A 20,569-nucleotide genomic window follows, 5' to 3' on the forward strand; every position below is an offset into this window, starting at 1 on the left:
ACTACTTATTCTCTATTGCTTTAACCCAGTAGAGGCCTTCACCTGTTTTATTGGAGCGAGGGTGCCCTTCAGCTACTATCTGCAACTCTTCCTGTGCTAGATAGTCAAAAAATGCCAACGCACCCTCTGCATTAGTATCTGTGTCTATAATAATAGATTGATATTGAGGATCATTTCCGCGAACTATGTCTAATATTCGTTGTTCATCTTCAATTAACATAATTTCCCAATCGCCATAAAGCTTTAACGCCGCCAGGGTGGTTTCTGAAAATCCATAAGCGGCAATGGTTGGGCGCTCAGCAACAGGGATTTGCTCAACAAATTTGATGGTATCAGCACGCATAGATTTAGCACTATCAATACCAGGAGCTGCTACTGTCCACAAACCGTAATACAGTACAAAGGTCAATGCGGCGGTCCATTCCAGTTGATTGAATTTCTGCTTAGAACACCAATAAACAAAAGCAATACCTGCGACTAAGAACACTGGCTGTTGCCAATGCCATTGCAGCAGGTGATCAGCCACATGGGGTGGGATAGATAGGTCAAGTAGAGGCAAGATCAACGGCATAAAGATAAGCAATGCCATCACCACTGTAATCAACGCTCCCCAGAAGTAGTTAAAAGCGCTATACCACTTAGTGTCTTGCCAACGGATCACCATATCAGCGATGATGATTGCCAGCATAGGTAATAGGGGTTGAATATATAGACTGCGTTTAGTATCAGAAATAGTCAGCACGATTAAACATAAACTTAGGCCGGCAAATAGCGCTAGCATAGGCCAGTTATACTGCTTCGCCTTAACCTGTTTAACCGCCATCACCAGCCATGCCACCAGTACAGGCAGCCAAGGTAGGGCATATTCGGCGATGGATTTTAAGTAGTAATGGTAATGCCCAGGGTAAATATGGCCCAGCTCTACCGAAGTACCATCCATGCGGCCAACTTGGTTATCCCAGAACCACTCTTTCCATAGCGCTTCGCCATTATCATGGGTGTATAGGCTGTACATCCAATAGCCCGATACCGCAGACGCAATCACCAATGTCAGTACAGCATCTACAAGTAAGCGCCAACGTAAGGTGCCATTAAAATAGCCCACCACCATCAAAGGAACGTACAGGCCACCTAAGAAGATAATACCAATTGGGCCTTTACTTAAAAATAAAGCCCCCACAGATAAGCCAGCTAGTGGCACTAAAGAAGACTGCTGTTTCTCTTGAATACGATAAATAAACCAGAAGCTACTAATTAAAAACAGCAACAAGATGTTATCGACGCGGCTCCAATGCATATTCAGCATAAAGCCTTCCATGGTCGCCAGAACCACTACTGCCGCAACAGCTAAGCGCCTGCCCGCCATATCTTTGGCCAATAAGTAAGTAAACCATAGGGTTAATATCGACAGTATAGTATTGAGCGCTCGCACTGCGGTGCCGGGCTCAACAAAGGGCAGGGCTGAGATCGTGGTTGCCGCAGCCATAAAATATAGGGGTGGCTTTTCAACAAAGGGAATGCCCGATAGCATAGGCACCACATAGTCACCAGTTTCACTCATGGCTTGGGAAATGGCCACTACTCGGGGCTCATCAGGCGTCCATAAATCGTGGTTAAATTGGCCGTAGCCGCACAGTAAAAGTGCTAAAAACAACAGCACGCCATGAAAGCTATTGCTGTTTGCATCAGTTGAGGTTATTTTCATGGTATTAACACTAAGCAGATATCCTGCCCGCCATAAGTTAAAAGTATAAAATAGCGATTCAGTTAAGCTATAACTTTAGCTGCTATTAAAAATTATGGCTCGCATTATACCGCCAGTTAACTTAAAACTAAGAGCTTTTTATGAAAACCGCCCTATTTGCAGGTACTTTTGATCCTATAACTAATGGCCATTTAGATATTATTGAAAGGGCCTGTGCGATGTTCGACAAGGTCATTATTGCGCCAGCGTCCAGTCCCTCTAAACAACCACGATTCAATCTTGAACGTCGGGTGCAGCAAATTCAGCTGGTTTGTCAGCATTTAGACAATATTGAAGTGATTGGCTTTAGTGGCCTGCTGGCGCAATTCGCCGCCGATAATAATGTCAATGTGTTGGTGCGTGGGGTACGTACCACCATGGATTACGAATATGAAATGCAGCTGGCTCAAGTGAACCGTAGTCTTAATCCAGTTCTAGACACCATATTGTTGCCTGCTTCCCAGCAGCAAAGCGCGATCTCTTCAACCATAGTCAAAGAAGTAGCACTCCATGGCGGCGATGTCAGTAAATTCGTTCATCCAGAAATCGCAAAAGCATTAACTGCCAAAAGCTAAAAGCCATTGTTAACTCTGGCAGTTTTTACAAAATACCGTTGCCCTTTGGCCGAGTTTAATCTCGGTTAACGGTTTGCTGCACTGCACACAGGGCTCACCGCCTTTGCCATAAACATTCAGCTGCTGCACAAAATATCCCGGCTTACCATCGGCTTTGGTGAAGTCTTTTAAAGTGGTGCCGCCTTGGGCGATGGCTTTGGCTAATACCTTTTTGATCTCATCCACCAGCTTGCTAATTCTCGCCTTACTGACAGAGCCGGCTTTACGGTTAGGATCAATACCCGCTGCAAATAAGGCTTCATTGGCATAAATATTACCCACCCCCACCACGATATGATTATCCATAATCGCTAACTTAATCGCCTTGGTTTTGCCTTTGAGTGCTGCGTAAAGCTGCTCAGTATTAAAGTCTTCAGTTAATGGTTCTGGCCCAAGTTTCGCCAGCAATTCATGCCCCTGTTCAGGTAATTCTGTCCATAGCCAGGCGCCAAACCGCCTAGGATCGCGATACCTTAAAACCTGCCCACTGGCGAGTTCTAACTCCACATGGTCATGCTTATCTAATCGGGTATCAGGAGTAACGAGCCTTAACGATCCCGACATGCCTAAATGCACAATGGCGGTACCCGCTGCAGTGTCGATTAACAAATACTTGGCTCTTCTTCTTACGCCTGCAATGATTTGCCCTTCTATTTGCTGTAAAGCATCAGGAATTGGCCACCTCAAGCTTGGGTTATGCACTCTGAGCTGCTTCACCATTTGTTTGCTCAAATGGGGTTCGATACCTAAACGGGTAACTTCTACTTCTGGCAATTCCGGCATGGGGATTCCTATAATAATTGTTCTACTTTAGGGCTTATAATCTTATAAACTCGGTGATTTGGACTTATAAGCAAGGCTTGCTTAGGATACAAACGCCACTTTATTGTTTGGTCAATATCGACAACGGTCATTTCTACCTCAACCGCCTCCCCCTCTAGTAATGGTAGTGATTCAATTTCACGCACCATCATGGACAACCAAGCCTCTATTTTTTCGTGGCATTGTGGTTGCTGGTTACAGTGCCATTGGGGTAAACGCTGAGCTTGCCAATTAGGCAATTGCAACTTTGAAAGCTGCTGCGGATCTTCAAATAAAGCTTGCGCTTGTGCTGCGGCAGTATTGAAATGTCGATTAATAAAAGTTAATACCGCCAGCATTAATACACAAATAATAATAATGAAATTATTTTTCCTTTTTGGCTTGCTTACCATCGCTCTACCCATTGTCATTAAAGTTGGCTATGCTGTTACAAAATCAAATAGAGAAACAGCATGCCTAAGCTTTTATTATTGGCCAATCTGAATATCGACAAGGTACTTCATTTGCAGCAGGATTTGCAAACAGGAGGACGGCACTATTACCAACAACAATCCAAGAGACTTGGAGGCGGTGGTGCGAATACAGGAGTTCCGCTGGTTTGGGCCGGTTTTGATGTTTCCATTCAATGCCAATTGGGGAACGACAGTAATGCTGATTGGATCATTTCAACATCCAACCAAAATGGATTGGATTGTCGCTATGTGCAAAAAATTGAGGGCCCTAGCCGAGAACTGCTGTTAATGCTAACCCCTGATGGCGAGCGTACCATTGTCAGGCCTGACCAAGCACCATTTTCCTTAGCAGATCGCATCACCAGTAAAAATTGGAATGCTATTTATTTTAATACTCATGCCCAAAATGCACCTGAGCTCGCTAAAGCTGCCTGTCAACAATCGATCGTATTTGCCCAGTACCTAAAAAAATGGGATCGACTTAGCTGCCACTACTTATTTGTATCGCTAAATGACCTGTCTCCCGAACAAGCGCAAAATCCTTGGGCATTTGCCCAAAACTATGCCGGCGAACATCTAAAGGGATTAATTTTAACCAAAGGCAATCTTGGGGCCGAACTTATCACTAAGGACTCATGCTACCAACAAAGCGCGCCTAATGTCGAAGTTGTCGATACCACCGGTGCTGGCGATGTCTTTGCTGCCGCAGTGATCGCAGCAAGGGTTAATCAGTTACCTCCACAACAGTGGTTAATCCAAGGCAATCTTTGGGCTTCCTATGCATTAACCAGCTCAAGTTCTCTACCCTCAGAGTCACTAAAGACGATCTTGTGCAAATAAACACCTATTCGGTTTGCAGTGAAGGTTGTTATTGCGGTATAAACTGCAACCAATTTAGTGGTCACCCCTTTTTCAATTCTGGTAGAACTATGCAACTGCACTCCAATTTAACTCGAAGTCTTATTGGCTTACATATAGTTATTATCACGCTGAGCAATTTCTTAGTGCAGCTGCCTTTTGAGCTTTTTGGGTTTCACACCACTTGGGGAGCATTCAGCTTCCCATTAATTTATTTAGCCAGTGACCTAACTGTACGCCTTTACGGTGCTCAATTAGCTAGAAAAGTGATTTTTTTCGCCATGTTACCGGCACTGATTATTTCTTATTTGGTGAACACTCTTTTTCAAGGAGCGCTCTTCCAAGGCATGGCCGCACTCAGCGAATTTAATGTTTTCTCCTTTCGAATTGCCTTCGCCAGTTTTGCGGCTTACGCTTTAGGGCAACTTGTTGACATCAAAGTTTTTAGTCAATTAAGAAACTTAAAGGCTTGGTGGCCAGCGCCAGTTGCATCCAACATTATTGGTAATCTGATCGATACCATAATTTTCTTTAGTGTCGCTTTTTATGCAAGTTCTGATGCTTATATGGCACAGCACTGGCCTGAAATAGCGACTGTAGATTACTTTTTCAAACTGTTATTTAGTTTATTATTATTTATCCCTATCTATGGTTGGCTTATGCAACGATTAACGCAAAAGCTTAAAAACAGCTACCGAAACGATTAGTTATAACCTTATAACAAATGCGTTTTGATAGATTAAAAATTATCACTACCTTTTGTTGCTTTTTTAATCTATATTGATTGCTCTGCTTAATTTCGCAGACAGGTTCAGGGATAGAACTTACGCCTTTCTAAGAACATCCCCAGTTAAAAACTCACAATCTTTGATTTTTCATGAACTTGACTAAAAAACAATGTGAACAAAACTTTTTACAAACTAAAACAATAGGTTACCAATAACACAAAAAGGTGACACAAAATAAATCCAGTTGTTTTTAAACCTTAATACACAGACTTATCCACAGGTTAAGGCTGCTTTCATGCTGCATTTTTACTGACTATTTCTGCTACCTGTGTCATCCTACAGACAATTATTCACAACGGTTATTTACAATGGCTCAAATCCCTAATAATCCACTCATTCTTGTTGATGGCTCTTCTTATTTATATCGTGCTTACCATTCTCCACCGCATCTTACTAATTCAAAAGGCGAAGCTACAGGCGCGGTATATGGCGTGATCAACATGCTGAAAAGCTTGGTAAAACAATATAATCCAAGTCATATGGCAGTGGTATTTGATGCTAAAGGCAAAACCTTCCGTGATGATATGTACCAAGAGTACAAAGCCCATCGCCCACCAATGCCTGATGATCTTCGTAGTCAAATCGAACCGTTACATAACGCCATTAAAGCCATGGGCTTTCCACTAATAGCCATTGGTGGAGTTGAAGCCGATGACGTGATTGGCACCATTGCCAAACAAGCTTGCGCTATCGGTCGTCACTGTTTAATTTCAACCGGTGATAAAGACATGGCGCAATTAGTGAGCGATAACATCACTCTGATCAACACCATGACTGATACCGTGCTTGATCGTGAAGGCGTGATTAACAAGTTCAATGTTACCCCAGAACAGATCATCGATTTTCTGGCATTAATGGGCGATAAAGCCGATAACATTCCAGGGCTGCCAGGTGTCGGTGAAAAAACCGCTGTAGCGCTACTAAATGGTTTAGACAGCATTGATAATATTTATCAGAACCTAGAAAAACTACCTGAACTGAACTTTCGTGGCAGCAAAACTATTGCCAAAAAATTTACTGACTTTGAACAAGAACTGCGTTTATCTCAAGCCTTAACCACCATCAAGCTTGATTGTGAAGTACAACAATCGCTCGATGATTTAGCGGTAAAACCAGCTGACCATGACACCTTAATTGAACTTTACAAGGAGCTGGAATTCCGCCGCTTCTTGCAGGAGCAATTGCGTCTAAAAGACGGTGGTGACAGTGAAGCTACTGTTCAAGAAGAAAAGCCGGCAGCCAAGGTAGAAACCAACTACCAAACCATCCTAACCGAGGAAGAATTAGACAGTTGGATTGCCAAGCTAGAAGCTGCTGAGTTATTTGCTTTAGATACCGAAACCACCAGCCTTAACTATATGCAGGCTGAGCTTGTGGGTTTATCTTTTGCTACCGCCCCTGGTGAAGCGGCTTACCTACCATTAGGCCATGACTATTTAGGTGCGCCAGAGCAGTTAGATAAAACCGCAACTCTAGCTAAGCTAAAGCCATTACTTGAAAGCAATGATCACAAAAAAGTAGGTCAAAACCTTAAGTACGATATCAATGTACTAGCCCGTCAGGGCATTAACCTAGCAGGGGTTGCCTTTGATACTATGCTAGAGTCCTATGTGGTTAACTCAACAGCATCACGCCACAACATGGATGATTTAGCCCTTAAATATCTAGGCCACAAATGTGTTAGCTTTGAAGAAATTGCCGGTAAAGGTGCTAAGCAAAAAACCTTTAATGAAATCGAATTAGAGCAGGCCAGCCATTACGCTGCCGAAGATGCCGACATCACCCTAAGGCTGCATCAAACTCTACAGCCATTGCTGGCTAAACATGAGCAGCTACAGCATGTGTTTAACGATTTAGAGCTGCCATTGGTGCCGGTGTTGGCTCAGGTTGAACGTCAAGGGGTGCTCATTGATTCTATGATGTTGGCTCAGCAAAGTGACGAAATCGCTGCGGCTGTGGCAGATATTGAAGAAAAAGCTTATGAGATCGCTGGCGAAAAGTTCAACTTAAGCTCGACTAAACAGCTGCAAGCAATCTTCTTCGAAAAATTGGGCTATCCAATTATCAAAAAAACGCCAAAGGGTGCACCTTCTACCGCTGAAGAAGTACTTCACGAACTGGCCCTAGACTACCCACTGCCTAAATTGATTCTTGAACACCGCAGCTTATCTAAGCTTAAGAGCACCTATACCGATAAGTTACCACTTATGGTCGATGGCCATACTGGCCGTGTTCATACCAGCTACCATCAGGCGGTTGCCGCAACCGGACGCTTATCCTCAAGCGATCCAAACTTGCAAAACATTCCTATTCGTAGTGAACAAGGTCGTCGTATTCGCCAAGCTTTTATTGCCCCAGCCGGCTATAAAATAGTGGCGGTGGATTACTCTCAGGTTGAGTTGCGTATTATGGCGCATTTATCTCAGGATAAAGGCCTATTAACTGCCTTTGCTGAAGGTAAAGACATTCACCGTGCTACCGCCGCTGAAGTATTCAATTCAGACTTCGAGCATGTGACCAGCGAACAACGCCGCCGCGCTAAAGCGGTAAACTTTGGTTTAATTTATGGCATGTCGGCCTTCGGTCTTGCCAAACAATTAGATATTCCCCGTAACGAAGCCCAACAATATATTGATACCTATTTCGATCGCTACCCTGGTGTGCTTAAGTATATGGATGATACCCGCACCCAAGCCGCCGAGGATGGATATGTCCAAACTCTTGAAGGCAGACGACTGCATCTACCTGATATTAAAGCCCGCAATGGCATGCGTCGTCAGGCTGCTGAACGTGCCGCCATTAACGCGCCAATGCAAGGTACCGCGGCAGATATCATTAAAAAAGCGATGATCTCAATTAATGATTGGATCAACAACCAAAATAATGATGAGGTAAAAATGATCATGCAGGTGCACGATGAACTGGTATTTGAAGTCAAAGAAGACTGCGTGGATCATGTTACTGCGACTTTATGCCAATTAATGGAGCAAGCTGCTAACCTTGATGTGACTTTAGTAGCGGAAGCTGGTGTGGGTGATAACTGGGATGAAGCCCACTAACACAAATAATTCAATAAGTTATAAATTAATTAAATTTATTTATAATTTTTTGGGAACTAATCAACGGGGAAGGCCTCTAACAAAGTGTACCTCATCAGTACATCTTCCCTGTTTAGTGATATTTTACTTCTCGCCCTACTTTTAATAAGTAGGGCTTTTTTTATTTATACTAAAGATTCACCAATTTTCAGTGTTCGTAACTTTTCTCTAAACACTGGCGCTTCTGGGGTGTTTTCCGCCGGCGACCAAACAGCAAAGTCTTCCTCAGATGTTGGAATATAAGGCCCATGTTTCACTTCAATGGCTAAAGTGTTGACACCTTCAACAACATAAGTGTGCCAAGTACCTTGAGGCACCTCAACCGCTCTGACGTTATCGGGGGTCATTTTATGGCGCTCCGTTAGCGTGCCTGCTTCATCAAAAATCAACAGATCTATTTCCCCTTGCAGCACCATAAAAAACTCCCATTTTCCTTGTTCCACATGCCGATGTGGACGAATATAAGTATCAGGTTCGGTTGCAATAAAAAGGCGCTGGATGGCATCTTCTGAGCTGGCATGCACATTTAAGTTTGAACGACGACGCGGCGCATCCATCGCTGCTTGATTGACGCCTATTAATTGTTCTGCTGTGATCACTTTTGTCATGAGCTAATTCCTTATTTAATTTCAGTCATAATTGTAAACCGCTACCAATACCGATGCCATAACTGAAATGCTTAATCACATTCAGGTGTCACAAAGTCTTGAGCCGTTATCCTATGCGAAGTAACATACGCAATTGCATTAAAACAATAAATGCCTACTCAAAAAGGAAGTAATATGGCCACCCTACTGCGCTCACTGCGTGCGCTTTTCGCTCTAAGTCTGTATGTAATTAATACAATATTTTGGGCAACACCAATATTTATTTTCGGTTTAATCAAATTGATTCCGATCACCCCAGTCAGGGATTTTTGCACATTAATCGTCGACACTTGCGCTGCAAACTGGGTATCAGTTAATACCGCTATCCAAAAATTAAGCCATAACTATCAGCTTGTTATTGATGGAGATCTAAATTTATCGCCAAAACAGTGGTATATGATTATTGCCAATCACCAGTCTTGGGTCGACATTCTAGTTCTGCAAAGGGCATTAAATAGGCGCGCTCCTTTCCTTAAGTTTTTTCTCAAAAGAGAACTCATCTATGTGCCGGTATTAGGCATTGCTTGGTGGGCATTAGACTTTCCATTCATGCAACGTTATAGCGCTCAAACCTTACGAAAAAAGCCTCATTTAAAAGGTAAAGACCTAGAAACCACAAAACGTTCTTGTGCCAAGTTCAAAAGTAAACCCGTATCGGTTATGAACTTTGTAGAGGGTACCCGCTTTACTGAGACTAAGTTCGACTCTCAAAAGCCCCCTTTCACAAACCTACTGCGCCCTAAAGCAGGAGGCTTAGCTTTTGCTCTTGAAGCCATGGGAGATCAAATTGATACACTACTTGATATCAGTATTTATTATCCTAATGGTCGCCCTAGCTTCTGGGATTTTTTAAGTGGCAATTTAGGGAAAGTTGTTGTTCATATAAAACGTATAAGTATTGATGAATCAATGCGTGGCGATTATGCTAATAACAAAACATTCAAAAACGAATTTCAGGCACAACTAACTGATTTATGGCAGCAAAAGGATAAGCAGCTAGACTTAATGAAAGGAGAACATTTGTAACTATGCTTCAAGCCCTACCAGCACCAATTTTATTTTTAATAAGTTTAACTTTATTATCAATCAATACGGCTATTTGCGGCTCCATGGTAATACTCATTAGCCTGTTAAAAGTGCTCATGCCAACGGCAAAACTTAGGGCATGGATAAGTGTTCGAGCAACTTGGTTTATGAAGCTTTGGGCGATTGGTAATGCTTGGATTGTTATGTTGGCGGGCAAGATTCAATGGCAAGTTGAAGGGCTAGAAAACCTAAGTAAGGATGATTGGTATCTGTTAATATCAAATCATGTTAGTGGCTTTGATATTGCAGCACTTTGCTATGCCATTCGCAATCATATACCTATGCTTAAGTTTTTCTTAAAGCACGAGCTGCTTTATGTGCCATTTTTAGGTATGGCCTGCTGGGCACTAGATATGCCCTTTATGCGTCGCTATAGCCCAGCAAAACTAAGGAAAAACCCAAATTTAAAAGGCAAAGACCTTGAAAGCACAAAAAAATCCTGTGAGCGCTTTCGTCACTACCCCACATCTGTCATCAATTTTGTTGAAGGTACTCGCTATACTAAAGGCAAGGCTGAAAAACAACAAAGCCCCTATAAACACTTATTAAAACCAAAATCTGGTGGCGTAGCTTATGCCTTAGCCACGCTGGGTAATCAGTTTAATAAATTACTTAATATCACCATTGTGTATCCCGATGGTGATGAAATCCTAAAAAAAGCCCTCAGTGGTCGATTAACCTTTGTAAAAGTGATCATAGAAACCATCGAGGTACCAAAAATCCATGCCGATAAATACACCAATGATCCTGCTTACCGAGCCGAATTCCAGCGTTGGCTAAATGAACTTTGGCAGCAAAAAGATCGTCTTATTGAGCAAGAGTTACAAACCATTAATGCGCAAAAAAGCCCACAATAAACCCGAGTCTGTTGATAAAAATTTTGACACCCTAGCCAAAACCTTTAGCCGTAATATCTATGACAGCCCTAAAGGGCAAATTAGAGTCGAAGTATTACTAAGGGATTTAAAACTGCATACTCCACTTGAGCAACGCAAGCTGCGTATTTTAGATGCGGGTGGTGGCTTTGGTTACCTCAGCCAGCAATTAGCGGCCATGGGCCATGAAGTGGTACTTTGTGATATTTCAAAGGAGCTACTTGATAAAGCCCGTGAGCAAATCAACCAAAGTGAACAAGCGCTCGATATCCAGTTAATCCATGGTGCCATTCAAGAACTTGACCCAGCCTTGGGCAAGTTTGACCTGATTTTATGCCATGCGGTATTAGAGTGGCTTGCCGATGGTGAGCAAGTGATTGCCGGTTTGAAAGACTTTTTAACCGCTGATGGCCAATTATCACTGATGTTTTTTAACCGTGATGCGTTATTATTTCATGCCTTGGTTAATGGTAACTTTGAGTATGTGGCCAACGATTTAAAAGCCAAGAAAACCGTCAAGCTAAATCCCAATCACCCACAAACCCTAGCCAATGTAAGTAGCTGGTTTAACAACTGGCAAATGCCAATTGTGTGTCAGTCTGGGGTGCGAATTATGAATGACTATATGCGCCGTCAGCTTAAAGAGGGCGAGTTTGCCACCTTGCTGGAATATGAACTTAAGTACTCAAGCAAACCCGAATTTGTCAGCGTTGGCCGCTATATCCACCTCATCGCTAATAACCAATAAGCCCTATCAAATAGGGCTTAAAGTCCATGATTTTCGATTAAAAACGGCCGATTAAACCAATTCGATATGAAGCACCAACATCACTTATATGCTCATGCACCACCACAAAGGGGCAGAGCCATACTTAATGCCAATAGTTTAGTTTTCATACAACCTCCTTATATAGAGTTAACTTCCATTTATAATCAGTAGCTTATAATTTATTGATACCACAAACTCACAATAGTTCAATAAATAACCTAAAAACGACCAATAACTCCTAATTGGTAAACAACACCAATACCATAATCTCCATCTTCAAAATCCGTTTCAGCTGCAGCCCTTAAAGACAATGAATCAGTTAAGGGTTGCTCATAATTTACCCCTGGCGTCCAAGTATGACCATTACTTGAGTAGCAATAACGGGCTGAAACATCTAAAGACTTGGTAATATACCAAGCAAGATTGACCTTAAACCTAGCGCTGGCTTCTAGTGACATATAAATATCATAGGCTTTTTGAACAGAGATTATGTTACCGCCTTCGTCATACTCAGTTCGCGTAGAATATTCAAAACTAGCCATAGAGTGGCGATACACACTGCCATCAACACTAAATTTTAGGCCCTCGGTAAAATCTGTTTTTAAAAACTTAGAGTAATAAAGGTTAAACTCATGCCTAACATCTATCCCGTCTCCCCTAAGGCCGCTTCTAGCATAACCAATACCAATTCGGCTGCTATCATCAATAAAATAACCAGCATCAAAATGGTATAAACTCCAACCTTCATAACGGGCATTGCCAGAATGCTGATCGACATAGGCAGAACCTCTAATATAGATATTATTATCAAATACATAGCGCCCACCAAAGTGGTAGTCGTTACTATAAAAGTCATGATCTGTAGTGTATCTGCTATACCCCAGCAAAAGCTGGTTGCCTTGGCTAAAATAGCTGTCCAAAGCATAAGGTGCATCGGTTTTGCCTAACGCATCTTGAGAATATAAATAACTCGCGCCATAAACCTTGGCAGCACCGGATTGTGTGCTAGAGGTGAAGTCTAAGCTAACTTTGTTATGGTTTGGGGCTGCAGTCAAAGCAGTGACTGGCAATGCTAGCCACAGACACACTGCGGTGAATACTGATTTCATATTAACTCCTTTTAATAAGTATCTATTTATCAATACCTTGCAATAACATAACACTCTACCCCCAGATGTACAAAAAAACAACAACACAAAATAAGGAGGATAACTTGCTCGATTGAGCAAACTGTGCAAAACTCTGTTAATATATCTGGATGAATTTACAGTAGTTTAAGGCAAGCCATTGCTAAACCTAGAGAAATTACCTATCACCGAACTCAAGGGCGTTGGTGATAAACTTGCAAGCAACCTCACCAAACTGCACATACACACGGTGCAGGATCTACTGTTTCACCTGCCTTTAAGGTACCAAGATAAAACCCGCATTTGCCCCATAGGGCAATTGCAATTGGGCATGCATATCAATATTGAGGGAGAGATCCTAGCTAATCAAATTGTCCAAGGTAAACGCCGCATGCTGACCTGCACCATCACTGATGGTACAGGCTCAATTACCCTTAGGTTTTTTAACTTTACCATGGGTCAAAAAAACGCCCTTAGTGCCGGCAAAAGACTGCGCGCTTTTGGTGAAATTCGTCGCGGCAGTTTTGGGTATGAAATCATTCACCCTGAATACAAAATTATTGATGATATCCCGCCACCTCTTGAGACCAAACTCACCCCCATCTACCCGATGACAGAAGGGATCAGGCAGGCAACGTTAACTAAGCTTAGCGACCAAGCTTTTAAGTTGATGCATAGCTGTGGAATCCAAGAATTACTGCCCGCCAACTTACAGCCCAATAATCTGTCCTTAGAGCAAGCATTAACCATTATTCATCATCCTGGGGCCAACGAAGACCTATTAGCCTTAAGCGAAGGGCAACACCCAGCCCAGCAACGGCTGGTGTTAGAAGAGTTAATTGCCCATTCGCTGAGTATGTTAGCCCTCAGGCAGAAAACTAAGCAACTTAATGCTATCGCCTTAAATTCAGCTTCTAACCTTAAGCAAAGCTTCCTCGATAACCTGCCATTTAGCCCAACAGCTGCTCAGGCTAGGGTTAGCCAAGATATTGCCAATGATCTTGCCAAGCCCCAGCCGATGATGCGATTAGTGCAAGGGGATGTTGGCTCGGGTAAAACTTTAGTCGCGGCATTAGCGGCGTTAACGGCGATTGATGCTGGCGTGCAGGTGGCGTTAATGGCCCCAACCGAACTGTTGGCCGAGCAACATGCAAATAATTTTAAAGCCTGGTTTGCACCATTAGGGATTGAATGTGCTTGGGTCAGTGGTAAACAAAAGGGCAAAGCTAGGGCTGAAGCTTTAGAAAAAATTGCCTCTGGCCAAGCCAAAATGGTCATAGGTACCCACGCCATTTTCCAAGATGAGGTGGTGTTTCAAAACCTCGCGTTGGCTATTATTGATGAGCAGCATCGATTTGGTGTGCATCAGCGCATGGCATTAAGGCAAAAAGGGGTGGATGCCGAAACTAGCCCCCATCAACTGATTATGACGGCGACACCCATTCCTAGAACACTTGCCATGACCGCCTATGCCGATTTAGATACCTCTATCATTGATGAATTGCCGCCAGGGCGAACCCCGATTACCACCGTTGCTCTACCCAACAGCCGCCGCCAAGATATTATTAATCGAGTAAAACAGGCCGCCCTACAAGATGGCAGGCAGGCATATTGGGTGTGCACTTTAATTGAAGAATCTGAAGCACTAGAGTGCCAAGCGGCAGAGGATACCCACCAAGAACTGCAAGCAGCACTGCCAGAGCTGAACATAGGCTTAGTCCATGGCCGAATGAAACCGGCTGAAAAACAATCTATTATGGCTAGGTTCAAGCAAGGTGAATTACATTTATTGGTGGCAACCACAGTGATTGAAGTCGGAGTTGATGTTCCTAATGCCAGTTTAATGATTATCGAGAACCCCGAGCGCTTAGGCTTAGCTCAGCTGCATCAGCTAAGGGGCAGAGTAGGTCGAGGGTCGGTCGATAGTCACTGCGTATTGTTATACAACCCGCCGCTTTCCAAGACCGCCCAATCTCGTTTAGGTGTTCTGCGAGAGTCCAATGATGGTTTTGTGATTGCTCAAAAAGATTTGGAACTAAGGGGGCCTGGTGAAGTCCTAGGATCAAAGCAAACTGGTCTAGCGGATATGAAAATTGCCGATTTAAGTAGGGATCAAAGTCTTATTCCGTTAGCGCAAAATATCGCTGGAAAAATTCTTGGCCATTATCCCCAAAATGTTCCAATGTTAATTAAGCGCTGGCTGGGCGAACGTAATCACTACACCCAAGCTTAAGCCAAATTGAATTGGCATGATTATTTGCCATCCCGGAGAGAAGCATGACAGAAGAAATTAAGTCCAACAATAAAACGACCATAATGCTCGCCATTGTTGCGACAATTGCCGTAATAATTGCTGCTACTGTGTTATTTCACGAAGAGCCAGAACCTGAACCAGCGATTATAATTGCGCCTGAGACACCATTAGAAGTAGAAGCCGTAGTGGAAGCTGAGCCAGAGCCTGAACTAATTGAAGAGCCTGTTGTTGAAGTTGCGCCAGTTGTTGCACCTGAGCCTGTTCTTGAACCTAAACCGCAGCCTGAAGCTGTCATCACCCTTGACGAGTCTGACGACTATACCAAACAAGTGATAGCAGCAGCAGTTGATGGCCTAGCTCTAGATAATTATCTAAGCCACTCAATAGTTAGGAAATTCGTGGTTTTTGTTGATAATACCGCCCAGGGAGAATTAGCACAGAACTTAAGCCCTATTAGCAATCCAAGAGGCAAGTTTAGTGTCATCGAAACCAGCAGTGCAATCTTCCTTGATGAAACCAGTTATCGTCGTTATGACTTTTATGCACAATTGATTGAACAATTTGACCAACAGGCACTGGCCAAATCGTACAGCAAGCTGGAACCTCTTTTAATTGAAGCTTATGCCGAACTTGGATACGAAGACCGCACATTCAAACAAAGCCTGAATAATGCGATTAATTTACTTCTGAAGACTCCTGTAGTTGAGGGGCCTGTTGAACTCATCAGTCACTCTGTCGCCTATAAATTTGCCGATCCTGAACTCGAACAGCTTGAACCTGTGCAAAAGGTTCTCATTAGAATGGGGCCCGAAAACCGAGCCAAATTCGAAGCCGGACTCAAACGGTTACAAGATGTCATTAATAACCAATAATCTGCTAACGAATTTGCCAGATGCGCTGTTAGAGGAACAATTCGAAGACATTGTAAAAACTGAAAATTGTCGCATCGAAAGGATAACTTCCCAAGGTCAAGTATCTGCTGAGGGATTTTATTATGATCAGGATGAATCTGAGTGGGTAACTCTATTACAGGGTAGTGCTCAGATTCAGTACTGGCCAAATATGCAAATTATTAATCTCAAAGCTGGCGATCATTTATTGATTCCTGCCCACCAAAAACATAGGGTGAGTTGGACTGATCCCAACCAAATAACGGTATGGCTGGCTGTCTTTTTTAGAAACAACTAACTAGAAAAAAATTTCAATTTTCAGCTTGGGCTGCCGATATTTTTACTATGCTTACTGTATAACAAAATTATCAAAAAAATTTTTCAAGGATGGCAATGGACTTTAATACCGATTGCGCTTTAGAAGTATTCTATAGCCCAGCATGCAACTATTCCCAAGCTGTACTTATCGCTCTTCACGAAAAGCGCCTCACTTTTATCGGTCATAGTGTTGATGTTGAAGACAAAATTGATATTCGTCAACTTGGTAGTTTAAGTCCCTTTGCGGAACTGCCGATCATCAAAATTGCGACAGACCCAGTGAAAGTGCTGCATCAGCATGCCACGATTATTGAACACTTAGATGCGCTATTCCCTTACAGCACATGTTTAGTACATGCTGACAATCTTGAACAGGCAATGCATATCAGAGCCACAGAGCGGGATATTGATAGTTATTACACCCAAAGCCTGCTGGCCTACAAACAAGAAACCAGTAAGTTTTTACCTCAACAAGATCAAGTGTATCTCGCCACCCTTAAGCAGAGAATTGACGCCAGTGTTGCTATTCTGGATAAAACCTTAGAAAAAAACCACTGGATCGCCGGAGAAAGCTTTACCATGGCGGATTGCTCTCTGATCCCGAGTTTAGCCTTAGCGACGACCTTAATGCCTTTTACGGATGCCAAACACCTCTGTCGCTATTGGTTCCAAGCGATTCGTCGCGGCTCCTACAAAAAAGTCATCAATCAAGAGCTCGAAATGACCGCTACTGAACACCTTGATCTACAAAGTAATCACAAACTAAAAAAGGTCATGCCCCAATAGGGGCGCCAATGAACCCTTATATCCAATAAAATCACATATTAGGGTAGTTAGGACCACCCGCACCTTCTGGCACCACCCAAGTGATATTCTGACTTGGGTCCTTAATATCACAGGTCTTACAATGCAGACAGTTTTGGCCATTAATCTGCAGCTGCGACTCACCATCCACTTCAACGATTTCGTAAACCCCAGCAGGGCAATAACGTTGCGCAGGCTCATCAAATTTGGCCAAGTTGACGCTGATAGGGATACTGTTATCTTTCAGAATTAAATGGCAGGGCTGATCTTCTTCATGGTAAGTATTAGATAAAAATACCGAAGACAATTTATCGAAGCTCAATACGCCATCGGCTTTAGGGTAATCCTTGGCTTTTGCCTCACTCGCCAGTTGCATGCCTTCATGATCAGGGCGATCATCTTTTAGAGTGACTGGCAATTTACCGTTAAACCAGTTTTGATCGATATAGTTAAACGCGCCACCGGCTAAAGTGCCAAACTTGTGTAAAGCTGGGCCAAAGTTGCGGCTACGGTATAACTCATCATATAGCCAGCTTTTCTCGTATTTTTGTTGCAAGCTTTGCGCATTGTCGCTGTCGGTTAGCGCCTCAAAAATGGCCTCTGCTGCCAGCATGCCTGATTTCATGGCGGTATGGCTGCCCTTAATTTTAGAAAAGTTTAAGGTACCAGCGTTACAACCCACAATGGCGCCACCAGCAAAGCTCATATCCGCGATCGAATTCAAGCCACCCTTAGCGATGGCACGAGCACCATAACTAATACGCTCTCCACCTTTTAGGTGTTTAGCAATTTGGGGGTGATGCTTATACTGCTGAAACTCATCAAATGGGCTTACATGAGGGTTGGTATAGTTAAGGTCAATAATCAGGCCTACATACACTTGATTATCATCCGCATGATACAAGAAACCACCACCACTGAGACCATCGGTCAAGGGCCAGCCGGCGCTGTGTACCACTAAGCCAGGTTGATGCTGCTCTGTCGGGATTGTCCATATCTCTTTAAAGCCCAAACCATAATGCTGTGGTGATCTGCCGTCGGTTAGGGAAAACTTTTCAATCAGCTGCTTACCTAGGTGACCACGACAACCTTCAGAAAAGATGGTTTGCTTAGCTCGTAGCTCCATCCCCGGCATATAACCGTCTTTTTCGCTGCCATCCTTGGCCACCCCCATATCACCAGTGAGTACGCCAGCAACCGAGCCGTCATCGTTAAACAATAATTCGCTGGCGGTAAACCCAGGGAAAATCTCAACCCCTAAACCCTCTGCCTGTTCGGCCAACCAACGACAAACATTCCCTAGACTGACAATATAGTTACCATGGTTATGCATAGTCTTGGGGCAAAATGCATTAGGCAGCTTGGTTGACTTGGCTTCATCGTTAAACAGATAAATTTCGTCTTTGGTCACCGCCGTATTCAGTGGCGCCCCCAGTTCTTGCCAATTCGGAAACAGTTCATCTAAGGCGCGGGTTTCTAAAATGGCGCCCGATAAAATATGAGCACCAACCTCAGAGCCTTTTTCTACGACACACACGGTTAATTCTTGTTGTGTGTCGTTTGCTAACTGCATTAAGCGACAGGCACTGGCCAAGCCCGAAGGGCCTGCACCAACAATCACCACGTCAAATTCCATGCATTCACGTTCCATACCAAATCCCTAGCATTTTTGTTCTATTTTCAACCAGATTACAAAAAATTAATGCGTTAAGGTAGCTATTTTGTATTTTAGTTAGGCCTTTTTGTCGAATGCCAAACGGTCTAACTCGTTATACAATAACACCAGCCTTTCAATCTGAGTTTAATCATGTACGACATTATTAGCGATCAACCTGACTTTATCGTCATCAACAAAAATCCATTTGTGCATTTTCATTCACAGGATGGCAATGCTGGAGTGATTGCCCAACTCAGTGATGATATTGACCAAGATTTATTCCCCGTTCATAGACTAGATACCATGACTTCGGGAGTGTTGCTCATTGCCAAAAGCTCAAGCGCTGCAGCCGAGTTGAGTAAAGCCTTTAGGGATCGCCAAACTCAAAAGTTTTACTTAGCCATAGCCCAAGGTAAACCGAAAAAGAAGCAGGGGTTAATTAAGGGAGATATGGCCAAAGCCCGTCGCGGGCAATGGAAGTTAATGAAAACCAATGGCAATCCTGCGATTACTCAATTTTTTAGCCACAGTCTAGGGCAAGGATTACGCGCCTATTTGCTCAAGCCCCACTCGGGCAAAACCCACCAGCTTAGGGTTGCTTTAAAAAGCTTAGGCACGGCCATTTTAGGGGATGAGCTCTACGGAGGAGGCGATGCTGATAGGGGCTATTTGCATGCGTGGCAGCTGTCTATTCCTTTTAAGGGAGAGCTGCTGCATTTTGTGGCACCATTGCCTAATAGCGACCATAGCCCGCTAATTAATCAAGGCTTGCCACAAGATTGGCAAACCCCAAATGATCTTAATTGGCCTTCACTTTAAAAAAGAAATTCAGCGGGTGATGTAAGCGCTCAGCCCACGCAGTTTCGTCATGGCTATGGCCTTTGAAGAATAAACTTTGCCAATTTTGCTTAGCAAAACCCTGCCCAAAGGTCTTATCCACAGCTCGCTGCAAAGGAGGGTACAGCGCATCTAAAGTTTGATCACCATAATCAAAATAGATGCGTTTATCTTGTAACCTTGGTAATTGGGCTGCTAAATACTGATTAAATGCATCAGCAACCACTCCATCTCGATTCATGGTGCCCGGCCAATGAGTCGATAAACACGCTGCCCCGGCAAAATACTGCGGATACCGGCTCAAACCATACCAAGAAATTAACCCGCCCATACTTGAGCCCATCAGCACTCGAGCCTCGCTATTTTGTTGGGTAGAATAGTTAGCATCAATATAGGGAATAAGCTCTTGGGTGATAAATTTTAAATAGTTATCAGAGTCAACGGGCTCATAAAACAAAGGGGCATCAGCACTGCGTTGCTCGGCGAGTACCTGCTGCTGATATTCTTTAGTAAACCCTTCAAACACTGCTTGTGGGAAGTATTCGCTATGGCGGCGTTTAACTCCTCCATTATGGATGCCCACTACAATTATCGGCTCAATTTGACCATCAGTAATTAGCGTTGATACCACCTCATCTACGCGCCACTCTTTTTTATTCCAGGTGGTATTAGCATCAAACAGCATTTGGCCATCATGCATGTACAACACTTTATATTTTTTTGCCTCGGAATAGCCCTGTGGCAACCACACATCCACATGTCTGGCAGGAATAAATTTTGATGGCATATTGTCGATTCGCTCAAGCGAGCCACTGCTGACCTGTGGCATGCCAGCAAAGGCATGAGTCACCTGTACCAATAAAGCCAAGCTAACTAACCATTTTTTCATTATAATTCCCTCAATATGTCGTTTCGTCAGCATAACTAAC

General features: G+C 43.3%; 19 protein-coding genes. 12 read left to right on the forward strand and 7 right to left on the reverse strand.

What is annotated here, in order from left to right; all coding sequences use genetic code 11:
- Position 1 precedes the first annotated feature (1 nt).
- Positions 2 to 1,705, reverse strand: coding sequence for a glycosyltransferase family 39 protein (locus GFB48_RS10915; RefSeq protein ID WP_163935306.1), 1,704 nt, complete (start codon positions 1,703 to 1,705; stop codon positions 2 to 4).
- A gap of 140 nt (positions 1,706 to 1,845) precedes the next feature.
- Here GFB48_RS10915 and coaD point away from each other — a divergent pair, with 140 nt between their 5' ends.
- A complete protein-coding gene (gene coaD, locus GFB48_RS10920) occupies positions 1,846 to 2,319 on the forward strand; it encodes a pantetheine-phosphate adenylyltransferase (protein ID WP_163935309.1) in 474 nt (157 codons plus the stop codon).
- A gap of 9 nt (positions 2,320 to 2,328) precedes the next feature.
- On the opposite strand, the gene mutM is transcribed toward coaD, so the two are convergent.
- Entirely contained in the window at positions 2,329 to 3,141 is an 813-nt protein-coding gene (mutM, locus tag GFB48_RS10925; protein WP_163935312.1) for a bifunctional DNA-formamidopyrimidine glycosylase/DNA-(apurinic or apyrimidinic site) lyase, read from the reverse strand.
- Between the two features lie 8 nt (positions 3,142 to 3,149).
- Complete coding sequence (locus GFB48_RS10930) at positions 3,150 to 3,572, reverse strand: hypothetical protein (RefSeq protein ID WP_163935315.1); 423 nt, start codon at positions 3,570 to 3,572, stop codon at positions 3,150 to 3,152.
- A 60-nt stretch (positions 3,573 to 3,632) separates the two neighbouring features.
- Between GFB48_RS10930 and GFB48_RS10935 the strand changes: the two genes are divergently transcribed.
- The 3 genes from GFB48_RS10935 to polA all read left to right on the forward strand — a co-directional run bounded on the left by GFB48_RS10935 (position 3,633) and on the right by polA (position 8,337).
- Positions 3,633 to 4,472, forward strand: a complete 840-nt coding sequence (locus tag GFB48_RS10935; RefSeq protein ID WP_163935318.1) for a PfkB family carbohydrate kinase — start codon at positions 3,633 to 3,635, stop codon at positions 4,470 to 4,472.
- An 89-nt stretch (positions 4,473 to 4,561) separates the two neighbouring features.
- On the forward strand, positions 4,562 to 5,197 hold the full coding sequence (locus tag GFB48_RS10940; RefSeq protein ID WP_163935320.1) for a 7-cyano-7-deazaguanine/7-aminomethyl-7-deazaguanine transporter: 636 nt from the start codon (positions 4,562 to 4,564) through the stop codon (positions 5,195 to 5,197).
- A gap of 389 nt (positions 5,198 to 5,586) precedes the next feature.
- On the forward strand, positions 5,587 to 8,337 hold the full coding sequence (gene polA / locus GFB48_RS10945; RefSeq protein ID WP_163935323.1) for a DNA polymerase I: 2,751 nt from the start codon (positions 5,587 to 5,589) through the stop codon (positions 8,335 to 8,337).
- A 164-nt stretch (positions 8,338 to 8,501) separates the two neighbouring features.
- On the opposite strand, the gene GFB48_RS10950 is transcribed toward polA, so the two are convergent.
- On the reverse strand, positions 8,502 to 8,984 hold the full coding sequence (locus tag GFB48_RS10950; RefSeq protein ID WP_163935325.1) for a WbuC family cupin fold metalloprotein: 483 nt from the start codon (positions 8,982 to 8,984) through the stop codon (positions 8,502 to 8,504).
- A gap of 174 nt (positions 8,985 to 9,158) precedes the next feature.
- On the opposite strand from GFB48_RS10950, the gene GFB48_RS10955 reads away from it, so the two are divergent.
- Genes GFB48_RS10955 through GFB48_RS10965 form a run of 3 tightly spaced genes read left to right on the forward strand, consistent with a single transcriptional unit; the run spans position 9,159 to position 11,732 of the window.
- On the forward strand, positions 9,159 to 10,049 hold the full coding sequence (locus GFB48_RS10955; RefSeq protein ID WP_163935328.1) for an acyltransferase: 891 nt from the start codon (positions 9,159 to 9,161) through the stop codon (positions 10,047 to 10,049).
- Between the two features lie 2 nt (positions 10,050 to 10,051).
- Positions 10,052 to 10,966 (forward strand): acyltransferase, encoded by a 915-nt coding sequence (locus GFB48_RS10960; RefSeq protein ID WP_163935331.1) that lies wholly within the window; start codon positions 10,052 to 10,054, stop codon positions 10,964 to 10,966.
- Positions 10,944 to 11,732 (forward strand): methyltransferase, encoded by a 789-nt coding sequence (locus tag GFB48_RS10965; RefSeq protein WP_163935333.1) that lies wholly within the window; start codon positions 10,944 to 10,946, stop codon positions 11,730 to 11,732. The genes GFB48_RS10960 and GFB48_RS10965 overlap by 23 nt, the downstream gene beginning before the upstream one ends.
- A 239-nt stretch (positions 11,733 to 11,971) precedes the next feature.
- Here the strand turns inward: GFB48_RS10965 and GFB48_RS10970 are convergent, their stop codons facing one another.
- Positions 11,972 to 12,862 (reverse strand): hypothetical protein, encoded by an 891-nt coding sequence (locus GFB48_RS10970; RefSeq protein ID WP_163935335.1) that lies wholly within the window; start codon positions 12,860 to 12,862, stop codon positions 11,972 to 11,974.
- A gap of 178 nt (positions 12,863 to 13,040) precedes the next feature.
- On the opposite strand from GFB48_RS10970, the gene recG reads away from it, so the two are divergent.
- The 4 genes from recG (at position 13,041) to GFB48_RS10990 (ending at position 17,128) form a co-directional block, all read left to right on the forward strand.
- On the forward strand, positions 13,041 to 15,113 hold the full coding sequence (gene recG, locus GFB48_RS10975; protein WP_163935338.1) for an ATP-dependent DNA helicase RecG: 2,073 nt from the start codon (positions 13,041 to 13,043) through the stop codon (positions 15,111 to 15,113).
- A 44-nt stretch (positions 15,114 to 15,157) separates the two neighbouring features.
- Positions 15,158 to 16,006 (forward strand): DUF3014 domain-containing protein, encoded by an 849-nt coding sequence (locus GFB48_RS10980; protein ID WP_163935341.1) that lies wholly within the window; start codon positions 15,158 to 15,160, stop codon positions 16,004 to 16,006.
- Positions 15,987 to 16,322: a hypothetical protein gene (locus GFB48_RS10985; RefSeq protein WP_163935344.1), complete on the forward strand. Its 336-nt coding sequence runs from the start codon at positions 15,987 to 15,989 to the stop codon at positions 16,320 to 16,322. Before GFB48_RS10980 ends, GFB48_RS10985 begins: the two co-directional genes overlap by 20 nt.
- A gap of 95 nt (positions 16,323 to 16,417) precedes the next feature.
- Entirely contained in the window at positions 16,418 to 17,128 is a 711-nt protein-coding gene (locus GFB48_RS10990) for a glutathione S-transferase family protein (RefSeq protein WP_163935346.1), read from the forward strand.
- 31 nt (positions 17,129 to 17,159) lie between these two features.
- On the opposite strand, the gene GFB48_RS10995 is transcribed toward GFB48_RS10990, so the two are convergent.
- Positions 17,160 to 18,797, reverse strand: coding sequence for an electron transfer flavoprotein-ubiquinone oxidoreductase (locus tag GFB48_RS10995; RefSeq protein ID WP_163935349.1), 1,638 nt, complete (start codon positions 18,795 to 18,797; stop codon positions 17,160 to 17,162).
- Positions 18,798 to 18,953: 156 nt separating this feature from the next.
- Here GFB48_RS10995 and GFB48_RS11000 point away from each other — a divergent pair, with 156 nt between their 5' ends.
- Entirely contained in the window at positions 18,954 to 19,622 is a 669-nt protein-coding gene (locus tag GFB48_RS11000; protein ID WP_163935351.1) for a TIGR01621 family pseudouridine synthase, read from the forward strand.
- On the opposite strand, the gene GFB48_RS11005 is transcribed toward GFB48_RS11000, so the two are convergent.
- Positions 19,603 to 20,529 carry an alpha/beta hydrolase gene (locus GFB48_RS11005; protein WP_163935354.1) on the reverse strand — a complete coding sequence of 309 codons (927 nt, stop codon included), beginning with the start codon at positions 20,527 to 20,529 and terminating at the stop codon, positions 19,603 to 19,605. The two genes, GFB48_RS11000 and GFB48_RS11005, sit on opposite strands and share 20 nt — an antisense overlap.
- Positions 20,530 to 20,569 lie beyond the last annotated feature (40 nt).

The organism is Paraferrimonas sp. SM1919 (assembly GCF_010993985.1).
In the GTDB taxonomy this organism is placed as follows: domain Bacteria; phylum Pseudomonadota; class Gammaproteobacteria; order Enterobacterales; family Shewanellaceae; genus SM1919.